General features: G+C 70.7%; 21 protein-coding genes and 3 tRNA genes. 3 read left to right on the top strand and 21 right to left on the bottom strand.

Annotation, left to right across the window (positions count from 1 at the left end; all coding sequences use genetic code 11):
- Positions 1-48: 48 nt before the first annotated feature.
- The 13 genes from ACFVVA_RS06380 to ACFVVA_RS06320 form a co-directional block, all read right to left on the bottom strand.
- A complete protein-coding gene (locus ACFVVA_RS06380) occupies positions 49-3,942 on the bottom strand; it encodes a DNA-directed RNA polymerase subunit beta' (protein ID WP_380538571.1) in 3,894 nt (1,297 codons plus the stop codon).
- Between the two features lie 98 nt (positions 3,943-4,040).
- Entirely contained in the window at positions 4,041-7,517 is a 3,477-nt protein-coding gene (gene rpoB, locus ACFVVA_RS06375; protein WP_387686247.1) for a DNA-directed RNA polymerase subunit beta, read from the bottom strand.
- A gap of 710 nt (positions 7,518-8,227) precedes the next feature.
- Positions 8,228-8,611, bottom strand: a complete 384-nt coding sequence (gene rplL, locus ACFVVA_RS06370) for a 50S ribosomal protein L7/L12 (protein WP_350519878.1) — start codon at positions 8,609-8,611, stop codon at positions 8,228-8,230.
- 91 nt (positions 8,612-8,702) lie between these two features.
- Positions 8,703-9,266: a 50S ribosomal protein L10 gene (rplJ, locus tag ACFVVA_RS06365; protein ID WP_045693068.1), complete on the bottom strand. Its 564-nt coding sequence runs from the start codon at positions 9,264-9,266 to the stop codon at positions 8,703-8,705.
- Positions 9,267-9,637: 371 nt separating this feature from the next.
- Positions 9,638-10,516, bottom strand: coding sequence for a hypothetical protein (locus ACFVVA_RS06360; RefSeq protein WP_387686244.1), 879 nt, complete (start codon positions 10,514-10,516; stop codon positions 9,638-9,640).
- Between the two features lie 185 nt (positions 10,517-10,701).
- Positions 10,702-11,613 carry a hypothetical protein gene (locus ACFVVA_RS06355; RefSeq protein WP_387686242.1) on the bottom strand — a complete coding sequence of 304 codons (912 nt, stop codon included), beginning with the start codon at positions 11,611-11,613 and terminating at the stop codon, positions 10,702-10,704.
- Positions 11,614-11,702: 89 nt separating this feature from the next.
- The gene (locus ACFVVA_RS06350; protein WP_387686240.1) at positions 11,703-12,581 is read right to left on the bottom strand and encodes a hypothetical protein; all 879 of its coding nucleotides are present in this window, start codon (positions 12,579-12,581) and stop codon (positions 11,703-11,705) included.
- Positions 12,582-12,704: 123 nt separating this feature from the next.
- Positions 12,705-13,484, bottom strand: a complete 780-nt coding sequence (locus ACFVVA_RS06345; protein WP_387686238.1) for a hypothetical protein — start codon at positions 13,482-13,484, stop codon at positions 12,705-12,707.
- Between the two features lie 213 nt (positions 13,485-13,697).
- Positions 13,698-14,420, bottom strand: a complete 723-nt coding sequence (rplA, locus tag ACFVVA_RS06340; protein WP_387686236.1) for a 50S ribosomal protein L1 — start codon at positions 14,418-14,420, stop codon at positions 13,698-13,700.
- 102 nt (positions 14,421-14,522) lie between these two features.
- Complete coding sequence (gene rplK, locus ACFVVA_RS06335; protein ID WP_359897545.1) at positions 14,523-14,957, bottom strand: 50S ribosomal protein L11; 435 nt, start codon at positions 14,955-14,957, stop codon at positions 14,523-14,525.
- 165 nt (positions 14,958-15,122) lie between these two features.
- Positions 15,123-16,004: a transcription termination/antitermination protein NusG gene (gene nusG, locus ACFVVA_RS06330; protein WP_387686232.1), complete on the bottom strand. Its 882-nt coding sequence runs from the start codon at positions 16,002-16,004 to the stop codon at positions 15,123-15,125.
- A gap of 209 nt (positions 16,005-16,213) precedes the next feature.
- The gene (gene secE / locus ACFVVA_RS06325) at positions 16,214-16,537 is read right to left on the bottom strand and encodes a preprotein translocase subunit SecE (protein WP_387686230.1); all 324 of its coding nucleotides are present in this window, start codon (positions 16,535-16,537) and stop codon (positions 16,214-16,216) included.
- A 147-nt stretch (positions 16,538-16,684) separates the two neighbouring features.
- Positions 16,685-16,757 (bottom strand) — tRNA-Trp (locus ACFVVA_RS06320).
- 284 nt (positions 16,758-17,041) lie between these two features.
- On the opposite strand from ACFVVA_RS06320, the gene ACFVVA_RS06315 reads away from it, so the two are divergent.
- Together ACFVVA_RS06315 and ACFVVA_RS06310 are read left to right on the top strand one after the other, a co-directional pair.
- Positions 17,042-18,289, top strand: coding sequence for a pyridoxal phosphate-dependent aminotransferase (locus ACFVVA_RS06315; RefSeq protein WP_359897548.1), 1,248 nt, complete (start codon positions 17,042-17,044; stop codon positions 18,287-18,289).
- 126 nt (positions 18,290-18,415) lie between these two features.
- Positions 18,416-19,480 (top strand): adenosine deaminase, encoded by a 1,065-nt coding sequence (locus ACFVVA_RS06310; RefSeq protein WP_359897549.1) that lies wholly within the window; start codon positions 18,416-18,418, stop codon positions 19,478-19,480.
- Positions 19,481-19,492: 12 nt separating this feature from the next.
- Here the strand turns inward: ACFVVA_RS06310 and ACFVVA_RS06305 are convergent, their stop codons facing one another.
- From ACFVVA_RS06305 to ACFVVA_RS06270, 8 genes are all read right to left on the bottom strand, one after another.
- Positions 19,493-20,542: a UDP-N-acetylmuramate dehydrogenase gene (locus ACFVVA_RS06305; RefSeq protein WP_387686377.1), complete on the bottom strand. Its 1,050-nt coding sequence runs from the start codon at positions 20,540-20,542 to the stop codon at positions 19,493-19,495.
- A 100-nt stretch (positions 20,543-20,642) separates the two neighbouring features.
- Positions 20,643-22,073, bottom strand: coding sequence for an MFS transporter (locus ACFVVA_RS06300; RefSeq protein WP_387686227.1), 1,431 nt, complete (start codon positions 22,071-22,073; stop codon positions 20,643-20,645).
- Positions 22,074-22,179: 106 nt separating this feature from the next.
- Positions 22,180-22,761 (bottom strand): TetR/AcrR family transcriptional regulator, encoded by a 582-nt coding sequence (locus tag ACFVVA_RS06295; protein WP_387686225.1) that lies wholly within the window; start codon positions 22,759-22,761, stop codon positions 22,180-22,182.
- Positions 22,762-22,866: 105 nt separating this feature from the next.
- Positions 22,867-23,289 carry a MaoC family dehydratase gene (locus ACFVVA_RS06290; RefSeq protein ID WP_359897552.1) on the bottom strand — a complete coding sequence of 141 codons (423 nt, stop codon included), beginning with the start codon at positions 23,287-23,289 and terminating at the stop codon, positions 22,867-22,869.
- Between the two features lie 5 nt (positions 23,290-23,294).
- Positions 23,295-23,753 (bottom strand): MaoC family dehydratase N-terminal domain-containing protein, encoded by a 459-nt coding sequence (locus tag ACFVVA_RS06285; protein WP_387686222.1) that lies wholly within the window; start codon positions 23,751-23,753, stop codon positions 23,295-23,297.
- Positions 23,754-23,869: 116 nt separating this feature from the next.
- Positions 23,870-24,034 (bottom strand): 50S ribosomal protein L33, encoded by a 165-nt coding sequence (gene rpmG, locus ACFVVA_RS06280; protein WP_006604855.1) that lies wholly within the window; start codon positions 24,032-24,034, stop codon positions 23,870-23,872.
- An 83-nt stretch (positions 24,035-24,117) separates the two neighbouring features.
- Positions 24,118-24,190, bottom strand: a tRNA-Met gene (locus ACFVVA_RS06275).
- A 42-nt stretch (positions 24,191-24,232) separates the two neighbouring features.
- A tRNA-Thr gene (locus ACFVVA_RS06270) sits at positions 24,233-24,305 on the bottom strand.
- Positions 24,306-24,583: 278 nt separating this feature from the next.
- On the opposite strand from ACFVVA_RS06270, the gene ACFVVA_RS06265 reads away from it, so the two are divergent.
- Complete coding sequence (locus tag ACFVVA_RS06265) at positions 24,584-25,852, top strand: hydrolase (protein WP_387686220.1); 1,269 nt, start codon at positions 24,584-24,586, stop codon at positions 25,850-25,852.
- Positions 25,853-25,986 lie beyond the last annotated feature (134 nt).

The raw sequence follows: 25,986 nt of genomic DNA, 5'->3' as shown, positions 1-25,986 counted from the left end.
GGGCGGCCACCCCGTGGGGTGACCGCCCTGCGATCGGTGCTGCGCGACTCAGCCGGTGTACGGGCCGTAGTCGTAGTCGTCCAGCGGAACCGCCTGGCCGGAGCCGGCGCCGAAGGGCGACAGGTCGTAGTCGTCGTAGCCGACGGCCGAGTACATCGCGGCCTTGGCCTCCTCGGTCGGCTCGACCCGGATGTTGCGGTAACGGGGCAGGCCCGTACCGGCCGGGATGAGCTTACCCAGGATGACGTTCTCCTTGAGGCCCAGCAGCGGGTCCGACTTGGCGTGGATCGCCGCGTCGGTGAGGACCCGGGTCGTCTCCTGGAAGGAGGCGGCCGACAGCCAGGACTCGGTGGCCAGCGAGGCCTTGGTGATACCCATCAGCTGCGGACGGCCGGAGGCGGGGTGACCGCCCTCGGCGACGACGCGGCGGTTCTCCTGCTCGAAGCGGCCGCGCTCGACCAGCTCGCCGGGCAGCAGCTCGGCGTCGCCCGACTCGATGATCGTCACGCGGCGGAGCATCTGCCGGATGATGATCTCGATGTGCTTGTCGTGGATCGACACACCCTGCGAGTTGTAGACCTTCTGGACCTCGGCGACCAGGTGGACCTGGACGGCACGCTGGCCCATGATGCGCAGGACGTCGTGCGGGTTGGTGGCACCCATGGTCAGCTTCTGGCCGACCTCGACCGCCTCGCCCTCGCTGACGAGCAGCTTCACACGCTTCGAGACCGGGTAGGCGATCTCGTCGGTGCCGTCGTCCGGCGTGACGACCAGCTTGCGGGTCTTCTCGGTGTCCTCGATGCGGACCCGGCCCTGCGCCTCCGAGATCGGGGCCACACCCTTGGGGGTACGGGCCTCGAAGAGCTCGACGACACGCGGCAGACCCTGGGTGATGTCGTCACCGGCCACACCACCGGTGTGGAAGGTACGCATGGTCAGCTGGGTACCGGGCTCACCGATGGACTGGGCGGCGATGATGCCGACCGCCTCACCGATGTCGACCAGCTTGCCGGTGGCCAGCGAGCGCCCGTAGCACATGGCACAGGTGCCGACGGCCGACTCACAGGTCAGGATCGAGCGGGTCTTGACCTCGCCGATGCCGTGGCGGATCAGCTCGTCGATCAGGACGTCGCCGAGGTCGGTGTTGGCGGTGGCAAGGAGCTTGCCGTCCACCGTGATGTCCTCGGCGAGCATGCGGGCGTAGACGCTGGTCTCGACGTCGTCGGCCTTGCGCAGCACACCGTCCGCGCCCACGGAGCCGATCGCCAGCTTCAGGCCGCGCTCGGTGCCGCAGTCCTCCTCGCGAATGATGACGTCCTGGGAGACGTCGACCAGACGACGGGTGAGGTAACCGGAGTCGGCGGTACGGAGGGCGGTGTCGGCCAGACCCTTACGGGCACCGTGGGTGGAGATGAAGTACTCCAGCACGGACAGACCCTCACGGAACGACGCCTTGATGGGTCGCGGGATGGTCTCGTTCTTGGCGTTCGACACCAGACCACGCATACCGGCGATCTGGCGCATCTGCATCATGTTTCCACGAGCACCCGAGTCGACCATCATGAAGATGGGGTTCGTCTTCGGGAAGTTCTCGTTCATGGCCTCGGCGACCTCGTTGGTCGCCTGGGTCCAGATGCCGATGAGCTCCTGCTTGCGCTCGTCGTTGGTGATCAGGCCGCGCTCGTACTGACGCTGGACCTTCTCCGCCTTCGCCTCGTAGCCCTCGAGGATCTGGGGCTTGTTCGGCGGGACGACGACGTCGGAGATCGAGACGGTGACACCCGAGCGGGTCGACCAGTGGAAGCCGGACGCCTTCAGGTTGTCCAGGGTCGCCGCGACGACGACCTTGGGGTAGCGCTCCGCCAGGTCGTTGACGATCGCGGAGAGCTGCTTCTTGCCCACCTCGTAGTCGACGAACGGGTAGTCCTCGGGCAGCAGCTCGTTGAAGAGCGCGCGGCCCAGGGTGGTGGTCAGGCGGAAGGGCTCGCCGTCGAACCAGCTCGACTGGCCGTCCTCGTCCACCGGGGCGGTCCAGCCGCGCGGCGGGACGGTGCCGGCCGGCAGGCGCAGCTCGATCGGGGCCTGGACGTCCAGGTCGCGGGCGTCGAAGGCCATGATCGCCTCGGCGGTCGACGAGAAGGTGCGGCCGGCGCCCTTCACGTTGTCGCGGTCCGAGGTCAGGAAGAACAGACCGAGCACCATGTCCTGGGTCGGCATGGTGACGGGGCGACCGTCGGCCGGCTTCAGGATGTTGTTCGAGGACAGCATCAGGATGCGGGCCTCGGCCTGCGCCTCCGCGGAGAGCGGCAGGTGGACGGCCATCTGGTCACCGTCGAAGTCCGCGTTGAACGCGGTGCAGACGAGCGGGTGGATCTGGATGGCCTTGCCCTCGACCAGCTGCGGCTCGAAGGCCTGGATGCCGAGGCGGTGCAGGGTGGGCGCACGGTTCAGCAGGACCGGGTGCTCGGCGATGACCTCTTCGAGCACGTCCCACACGACCGGACGGGCACGCTCGACCATGCGCTTGGCCGACTTGATGTTCTGCGCGTGGTTCAGGTCGACCAGGCGCTTCATCACGAACGGCTTGAAGAGCTCCAGCGCCATGGCCTTGGGCAGACCGCACTGGTGCAGCTTGAGCTGCGGGCCGACGACGATGACCGAACGGGCCGAGTAGTCGACTCGCTTGCCGAGCAGGTTCTGACGGAAACGACCCTGCTTGCCCTTCAGCATGTCGCTGAGGGACTTCAGCGGGCGGTTGCCGGGGCCCGTGACCGGGCGACCACGACGGCCGTTGTCGAACAGCGCGTCGACGGCCTCCTGGAGCATGCGCTTCTCGTTGTTCACGATGATCTCGGGGGCACCGAGGTCGAGAAGGCGCTTCAGGCGGTTGTTGCGGTTGATCACGCGGCGGTACAGGTCGTTCAGGTCGGAGGTCGCGAAGCGGCCACCGTCCAGCTGCACCATCGGACGCAGGTCCGGCGGGATGACCGGGACGCAGTCCAGCACCATGCCGTTGGGCTTGTTGGTGGTCTGCAGGAACGCGGAGACGACCTTGAGGCGCTTGAGCGCGCGGGTCTTCTTCTGGCCCTTGCCGGTGCGGATGATCTCGCGCAGGCGCTCGGACTCCTCCGCCAGGTCGAAGGTCTCCAGGCGGTCCTTGAGGGCCGCCGCGCCCATCGAGCCGGAGAAGTAGGTGCCGAAGCGGTCGCGCAGCTCGCGGTAGAGCAGCTCGTCGCCCTCGAGGTCCTGGACCTTGAGGTTCTTGAAGCGGGCCCACACCTCGTCGAGGCGGTCGAGCTCGCGCTGCGCGCGGTCGCGCAGCTGCTTCATCTCGCGCTCGGCGCCCTCGCGCACCTTGCGGCGCACGTCGGCCTTGGCGCCCTCGGCCTCCAGCTCGGCCAGGTCGGTCTCGGCCTTCTTGGCGCGGGCCTCGAGGTCCGAGTCGCGGCGGTTCTCGATCTGCTGGCGCTCGACCGAGACGTGCGCCTCCAGGGACGGCAGGTCGCGCTGGCGGCGCTCGTCGTCGACCCAGGTGATCATGTAGGCGGCGAAGTAGATGACCTTCTCGAGGTCCTTCGGCGCCAGGTCCAGCAGGTAGCCCAGGCGGGACGGCACGCCCTTGAAGTACCAGATGTGGGTGACCGGGGCGGCCAGCTCGATGTGGCCCATCCGCTCGCGGCGCACCTTGGCGCGGGTCACCTCGACGCCGCAGCGCTCGCAGATGATGCCCTTGAAGCGGACGCGCTTGTACTTACCGCAGTAGCACTCCCAGTCCCGGGTGGGGCCGAAGATCTTCTCGCAGAAGAGCCCGTCCTTTTCCGGCTTCAGGGTGCGGTAGTTGATGGTCTCCGGCTTCTTGACCTCGCCGTGCGACCACTGGCGGATGTCGTCGGCGGTGGCCAGGCCGATGCGGAGCTCGTCGAAGAAGTTGACGTCAAGCACTGGTCGTCAAGCCCTCTTTCGTAAGTCGAGAGTCGTTCATGTGGTCTGAGGGGGGCCTGGGGGCGGGCCGGCCGCTGCTGCGGCCGGCCCGGCCTCCGTCAGACCTCTTCGACGCTGCTCGGCTCGCGCCGGGACAGGTCGATGCCGAGCTCCTCGGCGGCGCGGAACACGTCCTCGTCGGAGTCCCGCATCTCGATGGACTGGCCGTCCGAGGACAGCACCTCCACGTTGAGGCAGAGCGACTGCATTTCCTTGATGAGAACCTTGAAGGACTCGGGAATGCCGGGCTCGGGGATGTTCTCGCCCTTGACGATGGCCTCGTAGACCTTGACTCGGCCGAGGACGTCGTCGGACTTGATGGTGAGGAGCTCCTGGAGCGCGTAGGCCGCGCCGTACGCCTCGAGGGCCCACACCTCCATCTCACCGAAGCGCTGACCACCGAACTGCGCCTTACCACCGAGCGGCTGCTGGGTGATCATCGAGTACGGACCGGTCGAACGGGCGTGCAGCTTGTCGTCGACCAGGTGGTGCAGCTTGAGGATGTACATGTAGCCGACCGAGACCGGCATCGGGAACGGCTCGCCGGAGCGGCCGTCGAACAGTCGGGCCTTGCCGGTGGAGTTCACCAGGCGCTCACCGTCACGGGTGAGGGTGGTGTTGTCCAGCAGGCCGGTGATCTCGTCCTCGCGGGCGCCGTCGAAGACCGGGGTGGCGAGGTTGGTGCCGCCCTCGACCGTGTCGGCGCCGATCGCCTGCAGGCGCTGGGCCCACTCGTCGGCCAGCCCGGAGACGTCCCAGCCCTGCTTGGCGAGCCACCCGAGGTGGATCTCCAGGACCTGTCCCGGGTTCATTCGGGACGGGACACCCAGCGGGTTGAGGATGATGTCGACCGGGGTGCCGTCCTCCAGGAACGGCATGTCCTCGACCGGCAGGATCTTCGAGATGACGCCCTTGTTGCCGTGACGGCCGGCGAGCTTGTCACCGTTGGTGATCTTGCGCTTCTGGGCCACGTAGACGCGGACCAGCTGGTTGACGCCCGGGGGCAGCTCGTCGCCCTCTTCGCGGTCGAAGACGCGGACGCCGATGACCTTGCCGGACTCACCGTGCGGAACCTTCAGCGAGGTGTCGCGGACCTCACGGGCCTTCTCACCGAAGATCGCGCGGAGCAGGCGCTCCTCCGGGGTCAGCTCGGTCTCGCCCTTGGGCGTGACCTTGCCGACCAGGATGTCGCCGGTGACGACGTCGGCGCCGATGCGGATGATGCCGCGCTCGTCGAGGTCCGCGAGGACCTCCTCGGAGACGTTCGGGATGTCCCGGGTGATCTCCTCGGGGCCGAGCTTGGTGTCACGGGCGTCGACCTCGTGCTCCTCGATGTGGATCGAGGAGAGGACGTCGTCCTGCACGAGGCGCTGCGACAGGATGATCGCGTCCTCGTAGTTGTGACCCTCCCACGACATGAACGCCACGAGCAGGTTCTTGCCGAGGGCCATCTCGCCCTCGTCGGTGCACGGGCCGTCGGCCAGCACCTGGTTGACCTCGACCCGGGCGCCCTCGTCCACGAGCACCTTCTGGTTGAAGGCGGTGCCCTGGTTCGAGCGGGTGAACTTGGCGGCGCGGTACGTGGTGTACGTGCCGTCGTCGTTGGCCACGGTGACGTAGTCGGCCGAGACCTCCTGGACGACACCGGCCTTCTCGGCGGTGATGACGTCCGCGGCGTCGACGGCGCAGCGGTACTCCATGCCGGTACCGACCAGCGGAGCCTCGCTCTTCAGCAGCGGCACCGCCTGGCGCATCATGTTCGAGCCCATGAGCGCGCGGTTGGCGTCGTCGTGCTCGAGGAACGGGATCATGGCGGTCGCGACCGACACCATCTGGCGCGGCGAGACGTCCATGTAGTCGATCTCGGTGCCCGGGATGTAGTCGATCTCGCCGCCACGGCGGCGGACCAGGACACGCGGCTCGGCGAAGTGCAGGTCCGCGGTCAGCGGCGCGTTCGCCTGGGCGATGACGTAGCGGTCCTCCTCGTCGGCGGTCAGGTAGTCGACCTTCTCCGTGACGACACCCTCGATGACCTTGCGGTACGGGGTCTCGATGAAGCCGAACGCGTTGACCCGGCCGTAGGAGGCGAGCGAGCCGATCAGACCGATGTTCGGGCCTTCGGGGGTCTCGATCGGACACATGCGGCCGTAGTGCGAGGGGTGCACGTCACGGACCTCGAAGCCGGCCCGCTCACGGGACAGACCACCGGGGCCCAGCGCGGACAGACGACGCTTGTGGGTCAGGCCCGACAGCGGGTTCGTCTGGTCCATGAACTGCGACAGCTGGCTGGTGCCGAAGAACTCCTTGATGGAGGCGACGACCGGCCGGATGTTGATCAGGGTCTGCGGCGTGATCGCCTCGACGTCCTGGGTGGTCATGCGCTCGCGCACGACGCGCTCCATACGGGCGAGACCCGTACGGACCTGGTTCTGGATGAGCTCGCCGACGTTGCGCAGGCGACGGTTGCCGAAGTGGTCGATGTCGTCGACCTCGACCACGATGTCGCGGCCTTCGTCGTCACGCCACTCGGTCTCGCCCGCGTGCAGCTTCACCAGGTACTTGATCGCACCGATGATGTCGGGCTCGGTGAGCACGCCGGAGTCCAGCGACTCGGCGTTGCCCAGCTTGCGGTTGACCTTGTAACGGCCGACCTTCGCGAGGTCGTAGCGCTTCGGGTTGAAGTACAGGTTCTCCAGAAGCGTCTGCGCGGCCTCGCGCGTGGGCGGCTCGCCCGGACGCAGCTTGCGGTAGATGTCCAGCAGCGCGTCGTCCTGGCCCTGGGTGTGGTCCTTCTCCAGGGTGGCGCGCATCGACTCGTACTCGCCGAACTCCTCGAGAATCATCTCGTTGGTCCAGCCGAGCGCCTTGAGCAGCACGGTGACGGACTGCTTGCGCTTGCGGTCGATGCGGACGCCGACCATGTCGCGCTTGTCGATCTCCATCTCCAGCCAGGCACCACGCGAGGGGATGACCTTGCAGGAGTAGATGTCCTTGTCGGACACCTTGTCCAGGGTGGAGTCGAAGTACACACCCGGGGAGCGGACGAGCTGCGACACGACGACACGCTCGGTGCCGTTGATCACGAACGTGCCCTTGTGGGTCATGAGCGGGAAATCGCCCATGAAGACCGTCTGAGACTTGATCTCACCGGTCTCGTTGTTGGTGAACTCGGCCGTGACGAAGAGCGGGGCCGCGAACGTGAAGTCGCGGTCCTTGCACTCGTCAATGGAGTTCTTCGGCGGCTCGAAACGGTGGTCGCGGAAGGTCAGCGACATCGACCCGCTGAAGTCCTCGATCGGGGAGATCTCCTCGAAGATCTCCTCCAGACCGGACTTCGTGGGGACGTCCTGACCACTCTCCAGGGCCGCCTCGACCCGGGACTTCCAGGCCGCGTTGCCGAGCAGCCAGTCAAAGCTCTCGGTCTGCAGGGCCAGGAGGTTCGGGACCTCGAGGGGCTCCTTGATCTTCGCGAACGAGACGCGGAGCGGGGCGGTGGATGCGGCGGAATTGTTCGAGGCGTTGCGCGGCGCGGCCAAGAGGGGGGTCCTTCCGAGGGCTCGGAGCTCACTACGCGCGTACCAGCCGGGCCTGCTTGGGCTTGGTGCCGCCTCCCTCGCCACTGGCCTCCGCCGGGGTCGAAACCCCAGGTCAGAGCCGCTTTGCGGAGGCGGTGCCAGACCCCATCAGGGCAACGCAAACTCCGGGCGACGAGTCACGGAGAAGCTAACAGGCAGCGCAAAGGGACAGTGTAGCCAATGGCGACACTGCTGTCCAGCTCTGATTCGGAGACCGAATCGGAGACTCCTCCCGGTAGCCGGCGGGCGCGGGCGCCCACCGGGTACTGCTCTAACTCACGTGGAGTCATTTCCCGCCGGAGCCACTGGTTATGCATCCAGTGGCGAACCAACCGGGCGGACTCGCGCCTTGAGAATCGCGCGCCGCGCCAGGTTCGTCAAGGGCCCGCCGGCGGCGCGGGCCTCGACCTGTCTATCGATCCGGAGCCCCCCGGCGTTACAGAAGCCGTGGTGGCGCCGCCCTCGACGACGGTGATCACCATACCCCCCGGCACCGACGGTGCCGAGTGGGCCGTCGGCCACGCCGGCGGGCCGTACCGGCCGGTCGGGGGAACGGGACCGGGGGCGGCCCCGGCGGGGCCCGGACCCGGCCCGGAAACGCGAAAAAGCCGGGCCGACCACCCGCAAGGGTGATCGGCCCGGCCCTACGCCCCCTCAGAGGGGGCGCGAGATCACTTGACGGTGACCTTGGCGCCGGCGCCCTCGAGGGCAGCCTTGGCCTTCTCGGCAACGTCCTTGGCAACCTTCTCCAGGACCTTGGCACCAGCGGTGTCAACGAGGTCCTTGGCCTCCTTCAGGCCGAGGGAGGTCAGGGTGCGCACCTCCTTGATGACCTGGATCTTCTTGTCGCCGGCGCCATCGAGGATGACGTCGAACTCGTCCTGCTCCTCAGCGGCCTCGGCGGCCGGGCCGGCAACGCCGGCGGCGGCAACGGCGACCGGGGCGGCGGCGGTGACGTCGAACTTCTCCTCGAAGGCCTTCACGAAGGCGGCCAGCTCGATGAGGGTGAGCTCCTCGAACTGCGCGAGCAGCTCGTCCTGGGACAGCTTCGCCATGATGGCGTCCTTCCACTAAATCGGCAGGTTGGTGCCGGATGTACGGGTGGGGCGGGCGTACGGGCCCGCAGCGAGGCGTGAGCCTGCCGAATTACTCGGCGGCGGCGTCCTCGGCGGCGGGAGCCGGCGTACCGGCACCGCCCTGCTCGACCTTGTCGCGCAGCGCGTCCACAGTGCGGACGAGCTTCGACGGCAGGGCCTGGAAGAGCGCGGCAGCCTGGGACTGCTTGGCCTTCAGGGCACCCGCCAGCTTGGCGAGCAGCACCTCGCGGGACTCGAGGTCCGCGAGCTTCTTGATCTCATCGGCGGACAGCGCCTTACCGTCAAGGACACCGCCCTTGATGATGAGAGCGGGGTTCTCCTTGGCGAAGTCACGCAGAGCCTTCGCCGACTCCACCGGGTCACCGGTGACGAAGGCGACAGCCGTCGGACCGTTGAACAGGTCGTCGAGCTCCGTGATCCCGACCTCATTGGCCGCGATCTTGGTCAGCGTGTTCTTCACCACGGCGTACTCGGCGTTGTCGCCGAGCGAGCGACGCAGGGTCTTGACCTGCTTCACCGAGAGACCGCGGTACTCGGTCAGCAGCGCCGCGGAGGAGCCACGGAACTTGTCCGTGATCTCGGCGACGGCGGCAGCCTTGTCGGGCCTGGCCATAGGCTTACGCCTCCTTCCGTGATGTCGAATTCGGGCCGACCGCGAAAGTCGACCTAGGTCGCCGTGGACCGACCGGACGGAAGGAAAGCCCTTGCAGAAATGCAATGAGCCCCGGTGCACAGGGGCACGGGGCTCGGAACGACCTCGACGGACCTCCACGCGAACGCGGGACCCGGAAGTCGAAGCTCCAGACGCACCTGCGCGGGCTGCCTGCGACGAAGCGCAGATCCTTCGGTCACCTGCTCCCTGACGGGCGCGGCGACAACCAGCGGTCTTTGGCTTCGGCCAGCGTAGCCGGAGCCCTCCGCGAGGTGCAAATCGCCCCCGGACGGGGTGGGCCCGGGCCGTCCCGGAGCATCCCGGGTGCCCGCTCAGCGGGCCAGCGGGGAGACCGTCCGGACACCGGTGTCCGCGGTGTCCGTCTCGGCCGGCGCCTGCGCCGAGAGCAGCGCGCCGGCGAGGTCGGTGTAGAGGACCGAGTCGTCCGCCCGCCCGCTGTCCCCGCTGCCGGTGCGCTGGAGCCGGACCAGCTGGTCCTTGTCGTTGAGCCAGAGGTCCAGGGTGAGGGAGATCGAGCCGCCGGGCGCGAGCGCGGCCCGCAGGCCGTCCCGGCGGGACTGGGTCAGCTGGGTCTGGGCGGCGGCGTACTTCTCGGCGGTGGTGGTGACCCGGTAGTGCTCGACGGTGGAGTCCTCGAACTTCTCCTCGCCGACGAAGACCGGGTCCGTCCCCTCGGCGTTGGCCGCGGTCAGCGCCTCGACCGGGTTCAGCAGGTCGATCAGCCCGGCGTACGGGATCTCCTTGTGGCCGTCCGCGTCCGGCGGGACGGTGAAGCGCTCCCAGTGGCGGCCGCCCTGCCGGGCAGCGGTGGCGGCGTCCCCGCCCTGGTAGGCGACGGTGTCCACGACGATCAGCTGCTCGGCCTCGGCCGGGGTGGAGCGCTTGATCTGGAGCGCGGTCTTGGGCTGCCAGAACAACGGGCCGGACCCGGCGTCCGAACCGAGCCGGTAGCTGACCTTGGCCCGGCGGGCGGTCTGCATGGCCAGCTGGGCCGAGAGCAGCACCCCGTGCGGCGAGCGGTCGGTGGGCTTGGCCTGCGCGCTCGGGGAGGCGGTGGAGAGCGGGGCGCCGACCGGGCTCGGGCTGCCGGGCGTCGCGGCGGGCGCGCCGCCGTCCCCGCCGCACCCGCTCAGCCCGCTCGCCAGCAGGGCGACGGCGGCCACTGCCGCCAACCGCTGCCGTGCCGCCATCGCCCGTTCCCCTCTCGCCCGGCCCCGTCCTGCGGCGGCCCCGTCCCGGCCACCTTGCCACCCGTCCCCGGTCCGCCCGGTGGCGGCCCCCTCCGCCGGGCGGATCCACCGGGTCGGCCCAGCCGGGCCCGGGGCCGGGGAGGCGGGGACCGGCTTCCGGCGCCCCGCCTCCCCGGCCGCGCGGATCAGCTGCCGGCCGCGGCCTTCTGCAGGTCGGCGAGGTCGATGAAGTCCGCCGGGGTGGAGGCGATCACCGGGGTGCCGTAGTCCGAGTAGCTGACGGTGACGTTCAGCGCGCCGGCCTTGGTGTCGGCCACCTCGCTCCGCTTGACCACGAGCTTGTCGGCGTCGACCCAGACGTCGATCTGGTCGGTGGTGATGCCGGCCGTGTCCAGGTTCTGCTTGATCTTGTCGACCTGCGCCTGGGTCATGCCCTGGCTGGTGGCCTTGAGCACGTCGGCCGCGCTGAGCACACCGGAGTAGTGGGTGGTGGCCTTGCCGTTCACCGTCTCCTGGCCGACCTCGGTGACCTTGCCGCTGGCGATCAGCGTCCGGACGCCCTGCACCGGGTCCGCACTCTGCAGCTGGTCGGTCGTGCCACCGGACGCCTTGGCCATGTCGGCCTTGCTGTAGCGCACCCACTTCGGGCTGCCGCTCTCCAGCAGCTGCCCGCCCAGGCCCATGTACATGGCGTCCTTGGCGTACAGGTAGTGCACCTTCGGCCCGCCGGTCAGCGGCTCCAGGAGCTTGGCCATCGGGGAGCCCGACAGGTCCATCGTGAGGTCGGCCTCCAGGCCGTCGGCCCAGGACACCGCCCCCTGGCCCTTCATGACGACCTGGCCGACCTGGATCACCTCGTCGACCTTCGCCGACTTGGCCGCGCCGGTCTTCTGGGTGACCTGCTCCAGGAAGACCGCCGGGCTGACCTTCTCCGGCTTCGCGGCGGTGGTCGGGGCGGCCGCCGACGGGGTGGCCGAGGTGGCGGCCGTGGTCGGCGCGGCCGGGGCGGCGCTCTTGTCGTTGTTGTTGCACGCGGTCGCGGTCAGCGCCAGGGCGGCGAGGACGACGGCGACGGCGGTCTTGCGGGTTCCAGCCATGATTCCCCCCTTGAGGACCCCCGGGCGCGTCGTGCGCCCGGGGTGGTAGCCGGTTGTTGCGGGTGGGCCCGGTGCCCGGTCCGGCCGGATCAGCCGAGCAGCTTGAGCACGTCGGCCTCGTTGCCGAGGTCGGCGGCGGCCGGCGCCGCGATCGCGGCGGCCTTGCCGAGGTTGGAGTACTTGATCGTGACGGCCTGCTTCTCGCCGTTGGTGTCGCCGTACTCCTTGTACTGGACGAGCTCCTGGTTGCCGTTCAGCCAGAAGTCGATGGTGAGGGTCTTGCCGTCCTCCTCCAGCGTCTTCTGGACGGCCGTGCGCTGGCCCGCCGAGAGCGCCGTCATCCCGGCCACCAGCGCGGCGGTGTCCTGCTCCGCCCGCAGGTGGGTGGTCTGGACGCCGTCCACGGCCTCCTGGCCGACCTTGGAGAGCTTGCCGCTCTGGGCCGCGACGGTGAGCAGGACGACCGGGTTCGTCATCTGGCCGACCGCCCGGAAGCTGTCGCCCGTCGCGTCGGCGGGCATCTTGACCCAGTGCTTGCCGCCCAGGGCCGGCGCGACGTCGTCGCCGCCGCCGAGGTAGGCGTCCGTTCCGAGCACCCGGATCCGGAGCTTCTTGCCCTCGATGTCGCTGGCCAGGTCCACGGCCGCCTTGGCCGGGTCCTTCCAGTCCGCGTCGCCGGTGCCGGCGGGGTCGGCGGGATCGGCCGGGATCATGGTGACCTTGCCGTTGCCGGCCTTCTGCATCACCACGGCGGACGCGGCCAGCGCGGCCTTCGGGTCCGCGGCCAGGGCCGCCGCGAGCGGGTCGGCGCCCTTGGCGTCGGCGCTCTTGGTGTCACCGGGCTTGGCCTCACCGGTCTTGGTGCCGCCCTTGGCGTCGCCGGTCTTGGCGTCACTGCCGCAGGCGGTCGCGGCACCGAGCAGGACGGCCGCCGTCGCGACGGCCGAGGCGAGGCGCAGAGCGCGCATGGAGATACCCCCGTGAGATCCAGATCCCCATGGAAGAACCGATCGTCAGCTCTTCTCATGTTCTTTTCATGCGGACTCTAACGGATCGTCGATGTCCCCACGCACCGGATATCCGCCTCCCCGTCACCCGTCCGCGGCAGGCGTCGCGTCCGCCGCCCCGGGAGCAGAGACATCGGTCGTCGTCACCGTGGTTCCCGCGTCCCCCCGGACCGTCTCGCGCAGCCTCAGCAGCTGCATGCCGGGCCCGACCCAGATGTCGTAGCCGATCGCCGTCACCCCGTGCTGCCGGTACCAGTCCAGCGTGGCGGCGCGCCGTTGCGGGCTCAACTCTTCGTCCTTGCCGAACAGTTCGGCCACCGGCGCGGAGCCCTGGTAGTGCGCCACGGTCACCCCGGCCAGCTGCTCGCCGCCGAGCGAGGTGAGCTTGACGCCCTGGGCGACCTCGTACGCCCGGCCGCCCGGGCTGGAGATCAGCGCCGTCGTCCAGCCGCCCGCGAAGCCCTCCGGGTCGGGGCCCGCCCCGGGGTCGACCGACTCGGCGGTGCTCCGCTCCGCGTGCCTGGCCGCGCCGTCCTGGTAGACGAGGTCGAGGGCGCCGTCCTTCACGGTCAGCCGGCCGCTGCCGCGTTCGTCGGTGACGGTCAGTCGGGCCTCGTCCGAGGCGCCCCAGACCAGGGAGCCGCTCGCGGTGCGCCGGCCGCCCGGGCCCTCCCGCACCACGTCGATCCGGGCGCTGCCGGCGTCGTCCAGCGCCTGCGCGGCGGTGAGCACCACCTGCTTGGGCGGCACCGGCGCGGGACCCCCGGGGGTGCCGGTGGTCGGAGCGGCCAGCAGGCTGCACCCGGTGGTGGTGGCGAGCAGCAGGGCCGCTGCGAGAACGGTGGGGCGAGGGGCGGGCGGCACGGCACACTCCGGCGGTCACAGGTGCTCCATGTGGTCTGACCGGCAGAGCGTACGACGGTTCGGCCCGCCGTTCCCATCCGCGGGTGTCCCGGTCCGGCAGCCCGCCCGGCCCTCCGGCCCGCACCGGCCCCGCCCCCGGGAACGACGGCGGGCCCGCACCCCCGGTGAAGGGGGTGCGGGCCCGCCGTACGGACTGCTCTAGAGCGCTGAGGCTCAGACCGCGGCCGGGTCCTCCTCGACGAGGAGGTTACGGGTGCGGTTCGGGTCCACCTGGATGCCGGGGCCCATGGTGGTCGAGATCGCGGTCTTCTTGATGTAGCGGCCCTTGGCGGCGGACGGCTTGGCGCGGAGCACCTCGTCCAGCGCGGCGGCGTAGTTCTCGACCAGCTGCTCGTCGGTGAAGGAGGCCTTACCGATGATGAAGTGCAGGTTCGAGTGCTTGTCGACGCGGAACTCGATCTTGCCGCCCTTGATCTCGTTGACCGCCTTGGCGACGTCCGGAGTCACGGTGCCGGTCTTCGGGTTCGGCATCAGGCCACGGGGGCCGAGCACGCGGCCGAGGCGGCCGACCTTGCCCATGAGGTCCGGGGTGGCGACGACGGCGTCGAAGTCGAGGCGGCCCTTGGCGACCTCGTCGATGAGCTCGTCGGAGCCGACGATGTCGGCACCCGCAGCACGCGCGGCCTCGGCACGCTCGCCGGTCGCGAAGACCAGGACCCGAGCGGTCTTACCGGTGCCGTGCGGGAGGATCACGGTGCTGCGGACCATCTGGTCGGCCTTGCGCGGGTCGACACCCAGACGCATGGCGATCTCGACGGTGCCGTCGAACTTGGTGGTGCTGGTCGCCTTGGCGAGGCGGACGGCCTCGAGGGGGGCGTAAAGGCGCTCGCGGTCGACCTGGGCGTCCGCGGCCTTCAGGGCCTTGCTGCGCTTCATGGCTGCTCCTGAATGGTGAATGGAGGTGTGGTGTCACGGGCCTGCGCGGGCCCTACCACAAGAACGGCTGAATCAACTTTTCCCTGGCGGGAAGGGAGATTCTCAGCCCTCGACGGTGATGCCCATCGACCGGGCGGTGCCGGCGATGATCTTCTCCGCGGCGTCCAGGTCGTTGGCGTTCAGGTCGGGCATCTTGGTGGTGGCGATCTCGCGGACCTGGGCGCTGGTGAGCTTGGCGACCTTGGTCTTGTGCGGCTCGCTGGAGCCCTTGTCCACACCGGCGGCCTTCAGGATGAGGCGCGCGGCCGGCGGCGTCTTCGTGATGAAGGTGAAGGAACGGTCCTCGTAGACCGTGATCTCCACCGGCACGATCATGCCGCGCTGCGACTCGGTCGCGGCGTTGTAGGCCTTGCAGAACTCCATGATGTTGACGCCGTGCTGACCCAGCGCGGGGCCGACCGGCGGCGCCGGGTTGGCCGCACCGGCGTTGATCTGGAGCTTGATAAGCCCCGTGATCTTCTTCTTCTTGGGAGGCATGTCTCTCCGGGTCCTTCCGAGAGGTGATTGCTGGTGCGTGCGGAACCGGGGCGACACCCGGCCGCCAGCACACACATCGGACCAGGCTAACGCGTCGGCGCCGCTGGACCAAAACGGATCCGGGGCAGGGCCCTCGGCCCCGCCCCGGATCCGAAGACCGTGGGACTAGTTCTTCTGGATCTGGTCGAAGGAGAGCTCGACCGGGGTCTCCCGGCCGAAGATCTCGACCAGGCCCTTGACCTTCTTCGAGTCCGGGTTGATCTCGTTGATGGTCGCCTGGAGGGTCGCGAACGGACCGTCGGTGACGGTGACCGAGTCGCCGACCTCGAAGTCCAGCACCTGGATCTCGCTCGGCTTGATCGGCGACGGCTTGCCCGCCTCCTTGGCGGCCTGGCGCTCGACGTCGGGGGCGAGCATCTTGACGACCTCGTCCAGGGTCAGCGGGTACGGGTCGTAGGCGTTGCCGACGAAGCCGGTGACACCCGGGGTGTTGCGCACGACGCCCCAGGACTCCGGGGTGAGGTCCATGCGCACCAGGACGTAGCCGGGGAGCTTGTTCTGGCGGATGGTCTTGCGGTCGCCGTTCTTGATCTGGACGACCTCCTCCTGCGGCACCTCGGCCTGGAAGATGTACTCCTCGACGTTCAGCGAGACGGCGCGCTGCTCCAGGTTCTGCTTCACCCGGTTCTCGTAGCCGGCGTAGGTGTGGATCACGTACCACTCGCCCGGCATGAAGCGCAGGTCCTCGCGGAACTTGGCGACCGGGTCGACCTCCTCGGCCGGCTCCTCCTCGACGGTCTCCCCGTCGGCGAGCTCGGCGTCGAGTTCGGCCTCGCCCTCCACGTGCAGCGCGGCCTCCTCGGCGGGCTCGCCGGCCTCGGCCTCGTCGTACGCCTCGACCTCGTCCTCGTCGCTGTCCGCGGCGTCCACGATCTGCTCGGCGGACTCGACGTCGTCAGCCAGCTCGGTCGCGTCCGGCGCGGCGGCGACATCCGCATCCGCCTCGCGGACGGTCTCGTCGGCGTCGTACAGGGGGGACTCAGACACGGTGGCGGCTTCTTTCCTGGAGATGGTGAAGGTGGCGCGCTCCTCGACCGGTCCGGCGTACGGCCGCTCGCGCGGGCGCCAGGCGAGGTCTCGGAGACTTCAACAGTACCGAGTCCACGGTAACCGCGCGTACGTCCGGCACCGACAGCTCGACCCGGGCCGAGGATTCGGCCCGGGTCGGGAAGCTGTTCGAAAGGTGAGGCGGCCGGTCAGCCGAAGACCAGGAGGCTCAGCTTGGAGAAGCCATAGTCCAGGCCGGCCACGAAGGCCATCACGACCACGACGAAGGTGACCACGACGGCGGTGTAGCTGGTGAGCTCGCCGCGGGTGGGCCAGACGACCTTGCGCAGCTCGGCGATGATCTGGCGGTAGAACAGACCCATCCTGGCGAACAGGCCCTTCTTGCCCCGCTTGCCGGACTTCTTCTGCTTGCCGGACTTGCTCTCGCCCTCGGCCGTGTTCTCGGCAACGCCATCGGCACCCTCGGGGTTGCCGCTCTCAGGCGTTGCGGTGGAGCCCGTGGTCTCCGTCACTCGTCCTCACCTGAATCCGGGTCCTGCCGAGCTTCGCCGCGCTCCCGGTGGGGCACGGCCAGTCGGCCAGCGGTGCTGATCGGTGCCATCTCCGCATCAAGCCCGCTCACTCCTGTGGAGCGAACGGGCTGAAAACGGATCTAGCAGCAGGGCAAGAGGGACTCGAACCCCCAACCGCCGGTTTTGGAGACCGGTGCTCTACCAATTGAGCTATTGCCCTACGGTGCCTCGCGGCTCCGGTGGCGACCAACCTACCGCATCTCCCCCCGCTGTCTGTACAGGCGGTGAAAGCTCCGGTTTTTCTCGGCGGGCCGTCGAGCAGCGAGTGTACGTGGTCGAGGGGTGTTTGGTCGAACCTCTTCTTCCGGACCGGCCGGCCACCCGGCGGATGTCCGGTCCGGCGGGGCGCCCGCCGACGGATCGCCGGGGCCGCGATTCGGACGGGAACGTACGGATGCCGATACCCCGATGCCCGGTAGGTCCGGGTTCTGCGACGATGCAGGCATGAGCGCTTCCACCCCTCAGCCCGACCAGTCCATCCGCCCCGCCGACCGCCGGGTCTCCGCCCGGATCGGTGCGATCGCCGAGTCCGCGACCCTCGCCGTGGACGCCAAGGCCAAGGCCCTCAAGGCCGCCGGCCGCCCGGTCATCGGCTTCGGCGCCGGTGAGCCCGACTTCCCCACCCCGGACTACATCGTCGAGGCGGCCGTCGAGGCCTGCCGCGACCCGAAGAACCACCGGTACACCCCGGCGGGTGGCCTGCCCGAGCTGAAGACCGCGATCGCCGCCAAGACGCTGCGCGACTCCGGCTACCAGGTGGACGCCTCCCAGGTGCTGGTCACCAACGGTGGCAAGCAGGCGATCTACGAGGCCTTCGCGGCGATCCTGGACCCGGGCGACGAGGTCATCATCCCGGCCCCGTACTGGACCACCTACCCGGAGTCGGTGCAGCTGGCCGGCGGTGTCCCGGTGGAGGTCGTCTCCGACGAGACCACCGGCTACAAGGTCTCGGTCGAGCAGCTGGAGGCCGCGCGCACCGAGAACACCAAGGTCGTGCTGTTCGTCTCGCCGTCCAACCCGACCGGCGCGGTGTACACCGAGGCCGAGGCCGAGGCGATCGGCCGCTGGGCGCTGGAGCACGGCCTGTGGGTGCTCACCGACGAGATCTACGAGCACCTGGTGTACGGCGACGCCACCTTCACCTCGCTGCCGGCCCTGCTGCCCGAGCTGGCCGACAAGTGCGTCGTGGTCAACGGTGTCGCCAAGACCTACGCGATGACCGGCTGGCGGGTGGGCTGGGTGATCGGCCCCAAGGACGTCATCAAGGCCGCGACCAACCTCCAGTCGCACGCCACCTCGAACGTCTCCAACGTCGCCCAGCGCGCCGCCCTGGCCGCCGTGGCCGGCGACCTGGACGCGGTCTCCGAGATGCGCGAGGCCTTCGACCGCCGCCGCAAGACCATCGTGCGGATGCTCAACGAGATCGACGGCGTGTTCTGCCCCGAGCCCGAGGGCGCCTTCTACGCCTACCCGTCGGTGAAGGGCCTGCTGGGCAAGGAGATCCGCGGCAAGCGCCCGCAGACCTCCGGCGAGCTGGCCACCCTGATCCTGGACGAGGCCGAGGTCGCGGTCGTCCCGGGCGAGGCCTTCGGCACCCCCGGCTACCTGCGGCTCTCCTACGCGCTCGGCGACGCCGACCTGGTCGAGGGCGTCAGCCGGGTGCAGAAGCTGCTCGGCGAGGCCCGCGACTGACCCGGTTCGAGAACTGACGTCAATCCGACATACGGGATTCACCCGGCACGCCGCCTCCTTTCACCCCTTCGGGGGATGGAAAGGAGGCGGTTCCCGTTCGGGGGCCGCATACGGCAGTATCGGTGAATGGAACGCCTGTTGAACCCGCGAGACGTCAGGGGCCTCCCGAAGGCCCACCTGCACCTGCACTTCACCGGCTCGATGCGGCCCGCCACCCTCCTGGAGCTGGCCGACAAGCACGGCGTCCGGCTGCCGGAGGCGCTCAGCTCCGGCGAGCCGCCCCGACTGCGGGCCACCGACGAGCGGGGCTGGTTCCGCTTCCAGCGGCTGTACGACACCGCCCGCTCGGTGCTGCGGGACGAGGAGGACATCCGCCGGCTGGTCCTGGAGACCGCCGAGGACGAGCGGCGGGACGGCTCCCGCTGGCTGGAGATCCAGGTCGACCCGACCTCGTACGCGCCCCGGCTGGGCGGTCTGATCCCCGCGCTGGAGCTGATCCTGGACGCGGTGGAGCACGCCGCCGCGGCGACCGGCGTGGGCATCCGGGTCCTGGTCGCGGCCAACCGGATGAAGTCCCCGATGGACGCCCGGACGCTGGCCCGGCTGGCCGTCCGCTACGCCGACCACGGGGTGGTCGGCTTCGGCCTCTCCAACGACGAGCGCCGAGGCCTGGCCCGGGACTTCGACCGGGCCTTCGCGATCGCCCGCAACGGCGGGCTGCTGGCGGCCCCGCACGGCGGCGAGCTCTCCGGCCCGGAGTCCGTCCGGGACTGCCTGGACGACCTGGGCGCCGGCCGGATCGGCCACGGCGTGCGCGCCGCCGAGGACCCGAGGCTGATGGAGCGGCTGGCGGACCGGCAGGTCACCTGCGAGGTCTGCCCGTCCTCCAACGTCTCGCTCGGCGTCTACGAGCACCCCGAGGAGGTCCCGCTGCGCCGGCTCTTCGACGCCGGGGTGCCGCTCGCGCTGGGCGCCGACGACCCGCTGCTGTTCGGCAGCCGGCTGGCCGCCCAGTACGAGCTGGTCCGGGACGTGCTGGGCTTCTCCGACGCCGAACTCGCCGAGCTGGCACGGCAGTCGGTGCGCGGTTCGGTCGCGCCGGAGGCCGTCCGCAAGGAGCTGCTGGCGGACATCGACGCCTGGCTGGTGGGCGGCCGCGCCCCCGCGGAGCCGGCCGCCGTACCCGCCTGACGAGGCGCCGCCTCAGAGCTCGACGCCCACCATCACCGGCTCGTTCACCAGTTCCACCCCGAAGGCCTCGCGGACCCCGTCCCGGATCTCCCGGGCCAGCGCCAGCAGGTCCTCGGCGGTGGCCGAGCCGCGGTTGGTGAGCGCCAGGGTGTGCTTGGTGGAGAGCGTCGCCGGGCCGCTGCCGTAGCCCTTGCCGAAGCCGGACCGGTCGATCAGCCAGGCCGCCGAAGTCTTGGTGCGGCCCTCCGGGGCCGGGTAGGCGGGGGCGTCCTCGGCACCCGGGCGGGTGCGGAAGGAGTCGTACTGCGCGGCCGTGAGCACCGGGTTGGTGAAGAAGGAGCCGGCCGACCAGGTGTCGTGGTCCGCCGGGTCCAGCACCATGCCCTTGCCGGCGCGCAGCAGCAGCACCGCGTTCCAGGCGGTGCCGACCGCCACCCGCTCGCCCTGCTCGACGCCCAGGTGCCGGGCGGTCTCGGCGTAGCGGACGGGGGTGGAGAGGCCGCCGTTGTCCTCCAGGCGGAACCGCACCCGCAGCACCACGTAGCGCTCCGGCTCGGCCTTGAAGCGGCTGTGCCGGTAGGAGAACGCGCACTCGGCGTTCGAGAGCACGACCACCTCGTCGGCGGCGCGGTCGTACGCGACCACCTCGGTGACCGACTGAGCGACCTCCTGGCCGTAGGCGCCCACGTTCTGTACCGGGGTGGCACCCGCCGAACCGGGGATGCCGGCCAGGAACTCGATGCCCGCCAGCCCGTGGTCCACGACGGTCCGGCGGACCACCTCGGACCAGGTCTCGCCGGCCGCGACCTCCAGCGCGGTGCCGTCCAGGGCGAAGCCCTCGGTGGCGATCCGCAGCACGGTGCCGGGGAAGCCGGCGTCGCCGATCACCAGGTTGGAGCCGCCGCCGAGGACCAGCAGCGGCTCGCCGGCCGCGTCGGCCTCGCGGACGGCGGCGATCACCTCGTCATCGGTGTGGGCGGTCACCAGGCGGCGGGCCGGGCCGCCGAGCCGGAGCGTGGTCAGCGGGGCGAGGGGGGCGTCGTTTTCTACCAGCACGCCCACCAGCGTACGGGTGGCGGGGGTGCCCCCCGGCACGCCCGCCACCCGTGCTCCCGCCGCCCGTACGCCGGTCGCCCGCACACCGGTCGCCCGGGCCGGCGCCTCAGACCCCCGCGGGCACGGCCGGCTCCCCGGCCCGCTCCTCCCGCGCCCCCGCGGCCGCCGCCGCGCGCCGCCGGGGGATGAACACCGCGGCGAGCGCGCCGAGCCCGACGGCGGCCCCGCCGACGTAGAGCGCGGGCACCAGCCCGTCCGTGAAGGCCTGCGCCGACTGGTAGCCGCCCCGCGCCGAGAACACCGCTGCGAGCACGGCGACCCCGAGCGCCCCGCCGACCTCGCGCAGCGCGTTGTTGGCGCCGGAGGCGATCCCCTGCTCCTGCGGCCGGACGCTGGCCATCACCAGCTGGGCGGTCGGGCCGAAGTACAGCGACATACCGATCCCGCAGATCACGATGGCCGGGATCTGGGCGGGGTAGTCGAGCCCGGTGCTCCCGTCGGCGACCAGGCCGAACAGCACCAGGCCCACGGCCTGCAGGGCCAGCCCGGCGACCACGATCGGGCGGCCGCCGATCCGGTCGGAGACGATGCCCGCGACCGGGGAGACCAGCAGCGGCATCGCCGTCCACGGCAGCATCCGGATGCCCGACTCCTGCGGGCTGAAGCCGCCGACGCCCTGGAGGTACTGGCTGATCAGGAAGATCGAGCCGAACATCCCCAGGTACATCAGCAGGCTGGCCGCGTTGACGGCGGAGAAGGCCCGGTTGCGGAACAGCCGCATCGGCAGCATCGGATGGGCGGCCACCCGCTGCTCGTACCGGACGAAGGCGGCCAGCAGCAGGACGCCGGCGACCAGGGCGCCGAGGACCAGCGGGCTGGTCCAGCCGTCCGGGTTGCCGCGGATCAGGCCGAGGACGACCCCGAACATCCCCAGGCTGACCAGCAGGGTTCCGGGCACGTCCAGGGCCCGGCCCGCGCCCCGGCTCTCGCCGAGCCGCAGGTAGGCCAGCGGCAGCAGGACGAGGCCGACCGGGACGTTCACCCAGAAGATCCACTGCCAGGAGAAGTGCTCGGTCAGCGAGCCGCCGATCAGCGGCCCGGCGGCGACGGCGAGGCCGCTGACGCCCGACCAGATGCCGAAGGCCATCCCCCGCCTGGCCGCGGGCACGGCGGTGGTGAGCAGGGTCAGGGTGAGCGGCATCATCACCGCGGCCCCGACGCCCTGGACGGCCCGGGCGGCGATCAGGTCGCCGATGCCCGGGGACATCGCCGCCGCGGCGGAGCCGGCGGTGAAGACCGTCAGGCCGACCAGGAAGATCCGTCGGCGGCCGAAGCGGTCGCCGAGCGCGGCGCCGAACATCAGCAGCACGGCGAAGCTCAGGGTGTAGGCGCTGACCGTCCACTCGAGGTCGGACAGCCCGCCGCCGAGTTCCTCGCGGATCGACGGCAGTGCGGTGGTGACCACCAGGTTGTCCAGGGCGGCCATGAAACTGGCCGCGCTGACGATCACCAGCGTCCAGACCGCGGTTCTGCCCATGGTCGGTTTCTCCGTCATGACGTCCCCCAGGTTCCTCTAGGTAGTTATTGCTCAATAACTTTCGTGGACCGAAAAAAGGCCGCACGGACCCCGCCGCGCGGCCCGGCTACTCGGGCCCCTCTGGCTCCTCGGGCTCCTCGCCCCCGTCGAAGCCGCTCCACATCCGGTGGTCCGGCGGATAGCCCAGCGCCACCATGGTGTTGATCAGCATCCCGTACGCGAAGAACTGCGTGGCGCCCTTCATGTCGCCGCCGATCCGGATCCTGACCCGGTCGAACAGGTCCTCCCACAGCCGTCGGGCGGTCTCGCCGACCTCCTCCTCGCCGGCCGCCCGGGCCGCGAAGACCGAGACGTAGAGCTGCATCTGCATCATGAGCTGGTCACGGTCCTCGACCAGGCTCATGTACGCGGCGGACATCGCGTCGGCGGCCTCCTCGCCGGACAGCCCGGCCGAGGCCTCGTCGAACACCCGCCAGGTCTCCTCGACGCAGCGCTCGGCAGCCGCGGCGAAGATCGCCTGCTTGCCCGGGAACAGCCGGAACAGGTACGGCTGCGAGACGCCCACCCGGCGGGCGATCGCCTCGGTGGAGGTGCCGTGGTACCCACCCCGGGCGAACTCGATCAGGGCGGCCCGGGCGACGCTCTCGCGCCGCTCCTCCGCGCTCATCCGGATGCTCGACTTCGCCATGACTTCCAAGTTAGTGGCCAATCACTATCAAGGCAAGGCCCGCGGCCGCGGCCGGGATCCCGTGAGTACGGGGCTCCGGCCGCGGCCGCCGTCGCGAGGGGCGGCTCAGCCGAGCCGGACCACGGCCCGGGACATCCCGAGCACCTTCTGACCGCCCGCGGTGGCCAGCAGGTCGACCTGCACCCTGCGGTCGTCCAGCTTCTTGGCGACCTTGGCCGACACCTCGACCACCGCACCGACCCCGTCGTTCGGCACCGGCACCGGGCGGGTGAAGCGCACGCCGTACTCGACCACCGCGGCCGGGTCGCCGACCCAGTCGGTGACCACCCGGATCGCCTCGGCCATGGTGAACATGCCGTGCGCGATGACGTCCGGCAGGCCGACCTCCAGGGCGAACCTCTCGTTCCAGTGGATCGGGTTGAAATCGCCCGAGGCGCCCGCGTACCGCACCAATGTGTCGCGGGTCACCGGGAAGGACTGCGCCGGCAGCTCGGTGCCGACCTCGACCTCGTCGTAGCTGATCGCCATCGTGCTCACTCCCCCGCCTCGTCGGCGGCCCGGGCCACCAGGGTCATGACCGACGTCACAACGTGCTCGCCGGTCGCGTCCGTCACCTCGCCGCGCACGGTGAGCACGTCGTTGCCCGCCAGCGACTTGATGTTGTCGATGGTCACCACGACCGACAGCCGGTCACCGGCCCGCACCGGGCGGGTGTAGGCGAACTTCTGGTCGCCGTGCACCACCCGGCTGAAGTCCAGGCCCAGCTCCGGGTCCTCGACCACCTGGCCGGCCGCTCGGTAGGTGATCACGAACGGGAAGGTCGGCGGGGCGATCACGTCGGGGTGGCCCAGCGCCTTCGCCGCCTCCGGGTCGGTGTACGCCGGGTTGGCGTCGCCGACCGCGGTCGCGAACTCGCGGATCTTCTCCCGGCCGACCTCGTACGGCTCGGTGGGCGGGTAACTACGCCCGATGAAGGAGGGGTCGAGCGCCATGGCAGCTCCTCGGAACGCGGGTGGATACGAAAAAACTCCGGGCCGCACCCCCTGTGAGGGATGCGGCCCGGAGCAGAAGACCTGAGTTCACACAGGCCCGTCGCCCTACTTCAGGGTCAGCGGGTCTCGCGGTGCGCGGTGTGCGAGTTGCAGCGGGGGCAGTGCTTCTTCATCTCAAGACGGTCCGGGTCGTTACGCCGGTTCTTCTTGGTGATGTAGTTCCGCTCCTTGCACTCCACGCAGGCCAGCGTGATCTTCGGGCGGACGTCGGTGGCAGCCACGGGAGTGCCTTCCTTGGACAACGAATAAGAACACAACAAGAGTAGCCGACCGGGAGTGCGATCTCCCGACCGACTACGCGGGGTAGCGGTGACCGGACTTGAACCGGTGACACAGCGATTATGAGCCGCTTGCTCTACCAACTGAGCTACACCGCCACAGTGATCCACAGCACAGCCGAGGCTGACTGCTTCTCACCGAGCCCCCATGCGGAATCGAACCGCAGACCTTCTCCTTACCATGGAGACGCTCTACCGACTGAGCTATAGGGGCGAACGAGGAAGAGATTACACGTTTCGCGCCCGGAGGTGAAATCCGTATCCCGCGGCGAAGACCGCAGGTGGGTGAGGGGTACGGGCGGACGATCCAAGGCCGGGCGTTCGATCGGGCCGCGAGCGCCGCGGCCCGACCCGATACGACTATTGCCCGCCTCCCGGCGCCCCGCCCCCCGGGCCCATAGGCTCGACGCTCATTGATCGGGAGGACCGCCCGGCGGTACGGGCCGGCGGTCCGGGGCCGACCGCACGGGCCGACGCGAGAAGGAGCCGGCGATGGACAGCGCAGCCGCCGACGGGCCGCACTCCGGACCCGGCCCGGCGGCCAACCCGCTCGGGCACGGCCCGGTCCTGCTCCTCACCGGCGCCCGGCTGGCCGACGGGCGGGTGGTGGACGTCCGGATCAGCGGCGACCGGATCCAGGCGGTCGGCACCGTCGGCAGCCTCGGCCCACTGCCCGCCCTGCCCGGCGCGCCCACCGTCACCACCGGCGCCCGGATCGACCTGCGCGGCTACCTGCTGCTCCCGGCCCCCGCCGAGGCGCACGCCCACTACGACACCGCGTTCTCCGCCGCGCTGGCCGCCCCGCCGCCGGACACCCCGGCCGACCTCACCCGCCGGGTCACCGAGGCCGCGCTGACCTCGCTCGGCTACGGCGCCACCGCCCAGCGCACCCACGTCCGGATCGGCGACGTGCACGGACTGCGCCGGCTGGAGGCGGTGCTCACCGCCCGGCAGGCGCTGCGCGGGCTGGCCGAGCTCCAGGCGGTGGCGATGCCCCGGCTGCTCACCGGGCGGGCCGGCGCGGACGGCCGGGCGCAGCTGCGCGAGGCGCTCAAGCTGGGCGCCACCGCGGCCGGCGGCTGCCCGGACCTGGATCCGGACCCGGCCGGGTACGTGCAGCTGCTGCTGGAGGCCGCCCGGGAGGCGGACTGTCCGGTGGACCTGCACACCGGCGCCGCCGACGCCGCCCAACTCGCCCGGCTGGCGGGCGCGTTGGCGCCGCTACGGCCGCGGGTGACGCTCGGCCCGTGCGGGGCACTGGCCCGGGGCGGGTCGACGGTGCTGGCGACCAGCGGGATCCGGGTCGTCTGCCTGCCGCAGAACGGCGGCTGCACCGGGCTGGAGGGCCGGACGACGGGCCTGCGACCGGGCCTGGTACGGGAGTTGGCCGCCGCCCGGGTGCCGCTGGCGGCGGGCAGCGGGGCGCTGCGCGACCCGTCCAACCCGGTCGGCCGGGCGGATCCGCTGGAGTCGGCGTACCTGCTGTCGGCCGGTGGGGAGCTGGACCCGGCGGCGGCGTACGACGCGGTGGCGAACCAGGCCCGGGCGGCGCTCGGACTGGCCCCGGTCCGGGTGGACGCCGGGTTCCCGGCGGAGCTGCTGGCGGTGCGCGGGGACAGCCTGGCCGGGGCGCTCGCGGGCGGGCACAGCCGGCTGGTGGTGCACAGCGGCCGGGTGGTCAGCCGGACCAGCGCGGTCCGGGAGTTCGCGGACACGGTGGCGCTGGCGCTGCCCCGGCAGTCCGGGGCCGCGGACGGCTGATCCGGGGGACGGACCCGGCTCCGACGACAGATGGGGGCGGGGGCCGGGTGTCGCGCGCCCCCCCCCCCCCACAAGGCCCCCCCCCGACCCGGCGCCCGGCGCCCCCCCGCCCACCCCCCCCCCCCCGCGCCCCC

The sequence above is a fragment of the Kitasatospora sp. NPDC058048 genome (assembly GCF_042885555.1).
GTDB classification, from domain to species: Bacteria; Actinomycetota; Actinomycetes; order Streptomycetales; family Streptomycetaceae; genus Kitasatospora; species Kitasatospora lactacystinica.
This window is presented reverse-complemented; position numbering and strand designations above follow the sequence as displayed.

Bases quoted from the DNA above. Each gene is read 5' to 3' on its own strand.
- ACFVVA_RS06350 (WP_387686240.1), bottom strand. From the start codon at position 12,581: ATGCGCGCTCTGCGCCTCGCCTCGGCCGTCGCGACGGCGGCCGTCCTG.
- ACFVVA_RS06315 (WP_359897548.1), top strand. From the start codon at position 17,042: ATGAGCGCTTCCACCCCTCAGCCCGACCAGTCCATCCGCCCCGCCGAC.
- ACFVVA_RS06285 (WP_387686222.1), bottom strand. From the start codon at position 23,753: ATGGCGCTCGACCCCTCCTTCATCGGGCGTAGTTACCCGCCCACCGAG.
- rplA (WP_387686236.1), bottom strand. From the start codon at position 14,420: ATGAAGCGCAGCAAGGCCCTGAAGGCCGCGGACGCCCAGGTCGACCGC.
- ACFVVA_RS06360 (WP_387686244.1), bottom strand. From the start codon at position 10,516: ATGGCGGCACGGCAGCGGTTGGCGGCAGTGGCCGCCGTCGCCCTGCTG.
- rplJ (WP_045693068.1), bottom strand. From the start codon at position 9,266: ATGGCCAGGCCCGACAAGGCTGCCGCCGTCGCCGAGATCACGGACAAG.
- ACFVVA_RS06290 (WP_359897552.1), bottom strand. From the start codon at position 23,289: ATGGCGATCAGCTACGACGAGGTCGAGGTCGGCACCGAGCTGCCGGCG.
- ACFVVA_RS06295 (WP_387686225.1), bottom strand. From the start codon at position 22,761: ATGGCGAAGTCGAGCATCCGGATGAGCGCGGAGGAGCGGCGCGAGAGC.
- ACFVVA_RS06355 (WP_387686242.1), bottom strand. From the start codon at position 11,613: ATGGCTGGAACCCGCAAGACCGCCGTCGCCGTCGTCCTCGCCGCCCTG.
- ACFVVA_RS06265 (WP_387686220.1), top strand. From the start codon at position 24,584: ATGGACAGCGCAGCCGCCGACGGGCCGCACTCCGGACCCGGCCCGGCG.
- ACFVVA_RS06310 (WP_359897549.1), top strand. From the start codon at position 18,416: ATGGAACGCCTGTTGAACCCGCGAGACGTCAGGGGCCTCCCGAAGGCC.
- ACFVVA_RS06300 (WP_387686227.1), bottom strand. From the start codon at position 22,073: ATGGGCAGAACCGCGGTCTGGACGCTGGTGATCGTCAGCGCGGCCAGT.
- rplL (WP_350519878.1), bottom strand. From the start codon at position 8,611: ATGGCGAAGCTGTCCCAGGACGAGCTGCTCGCGCAGTTCGAGGAGCTC.
- rplK (WP_359897545.1), bottom strand. From the start codon at position 14,957: ATGCCTCCCAAGAAGAAGAAGATCACGGGGCTTATCAAGCTCCAGATC.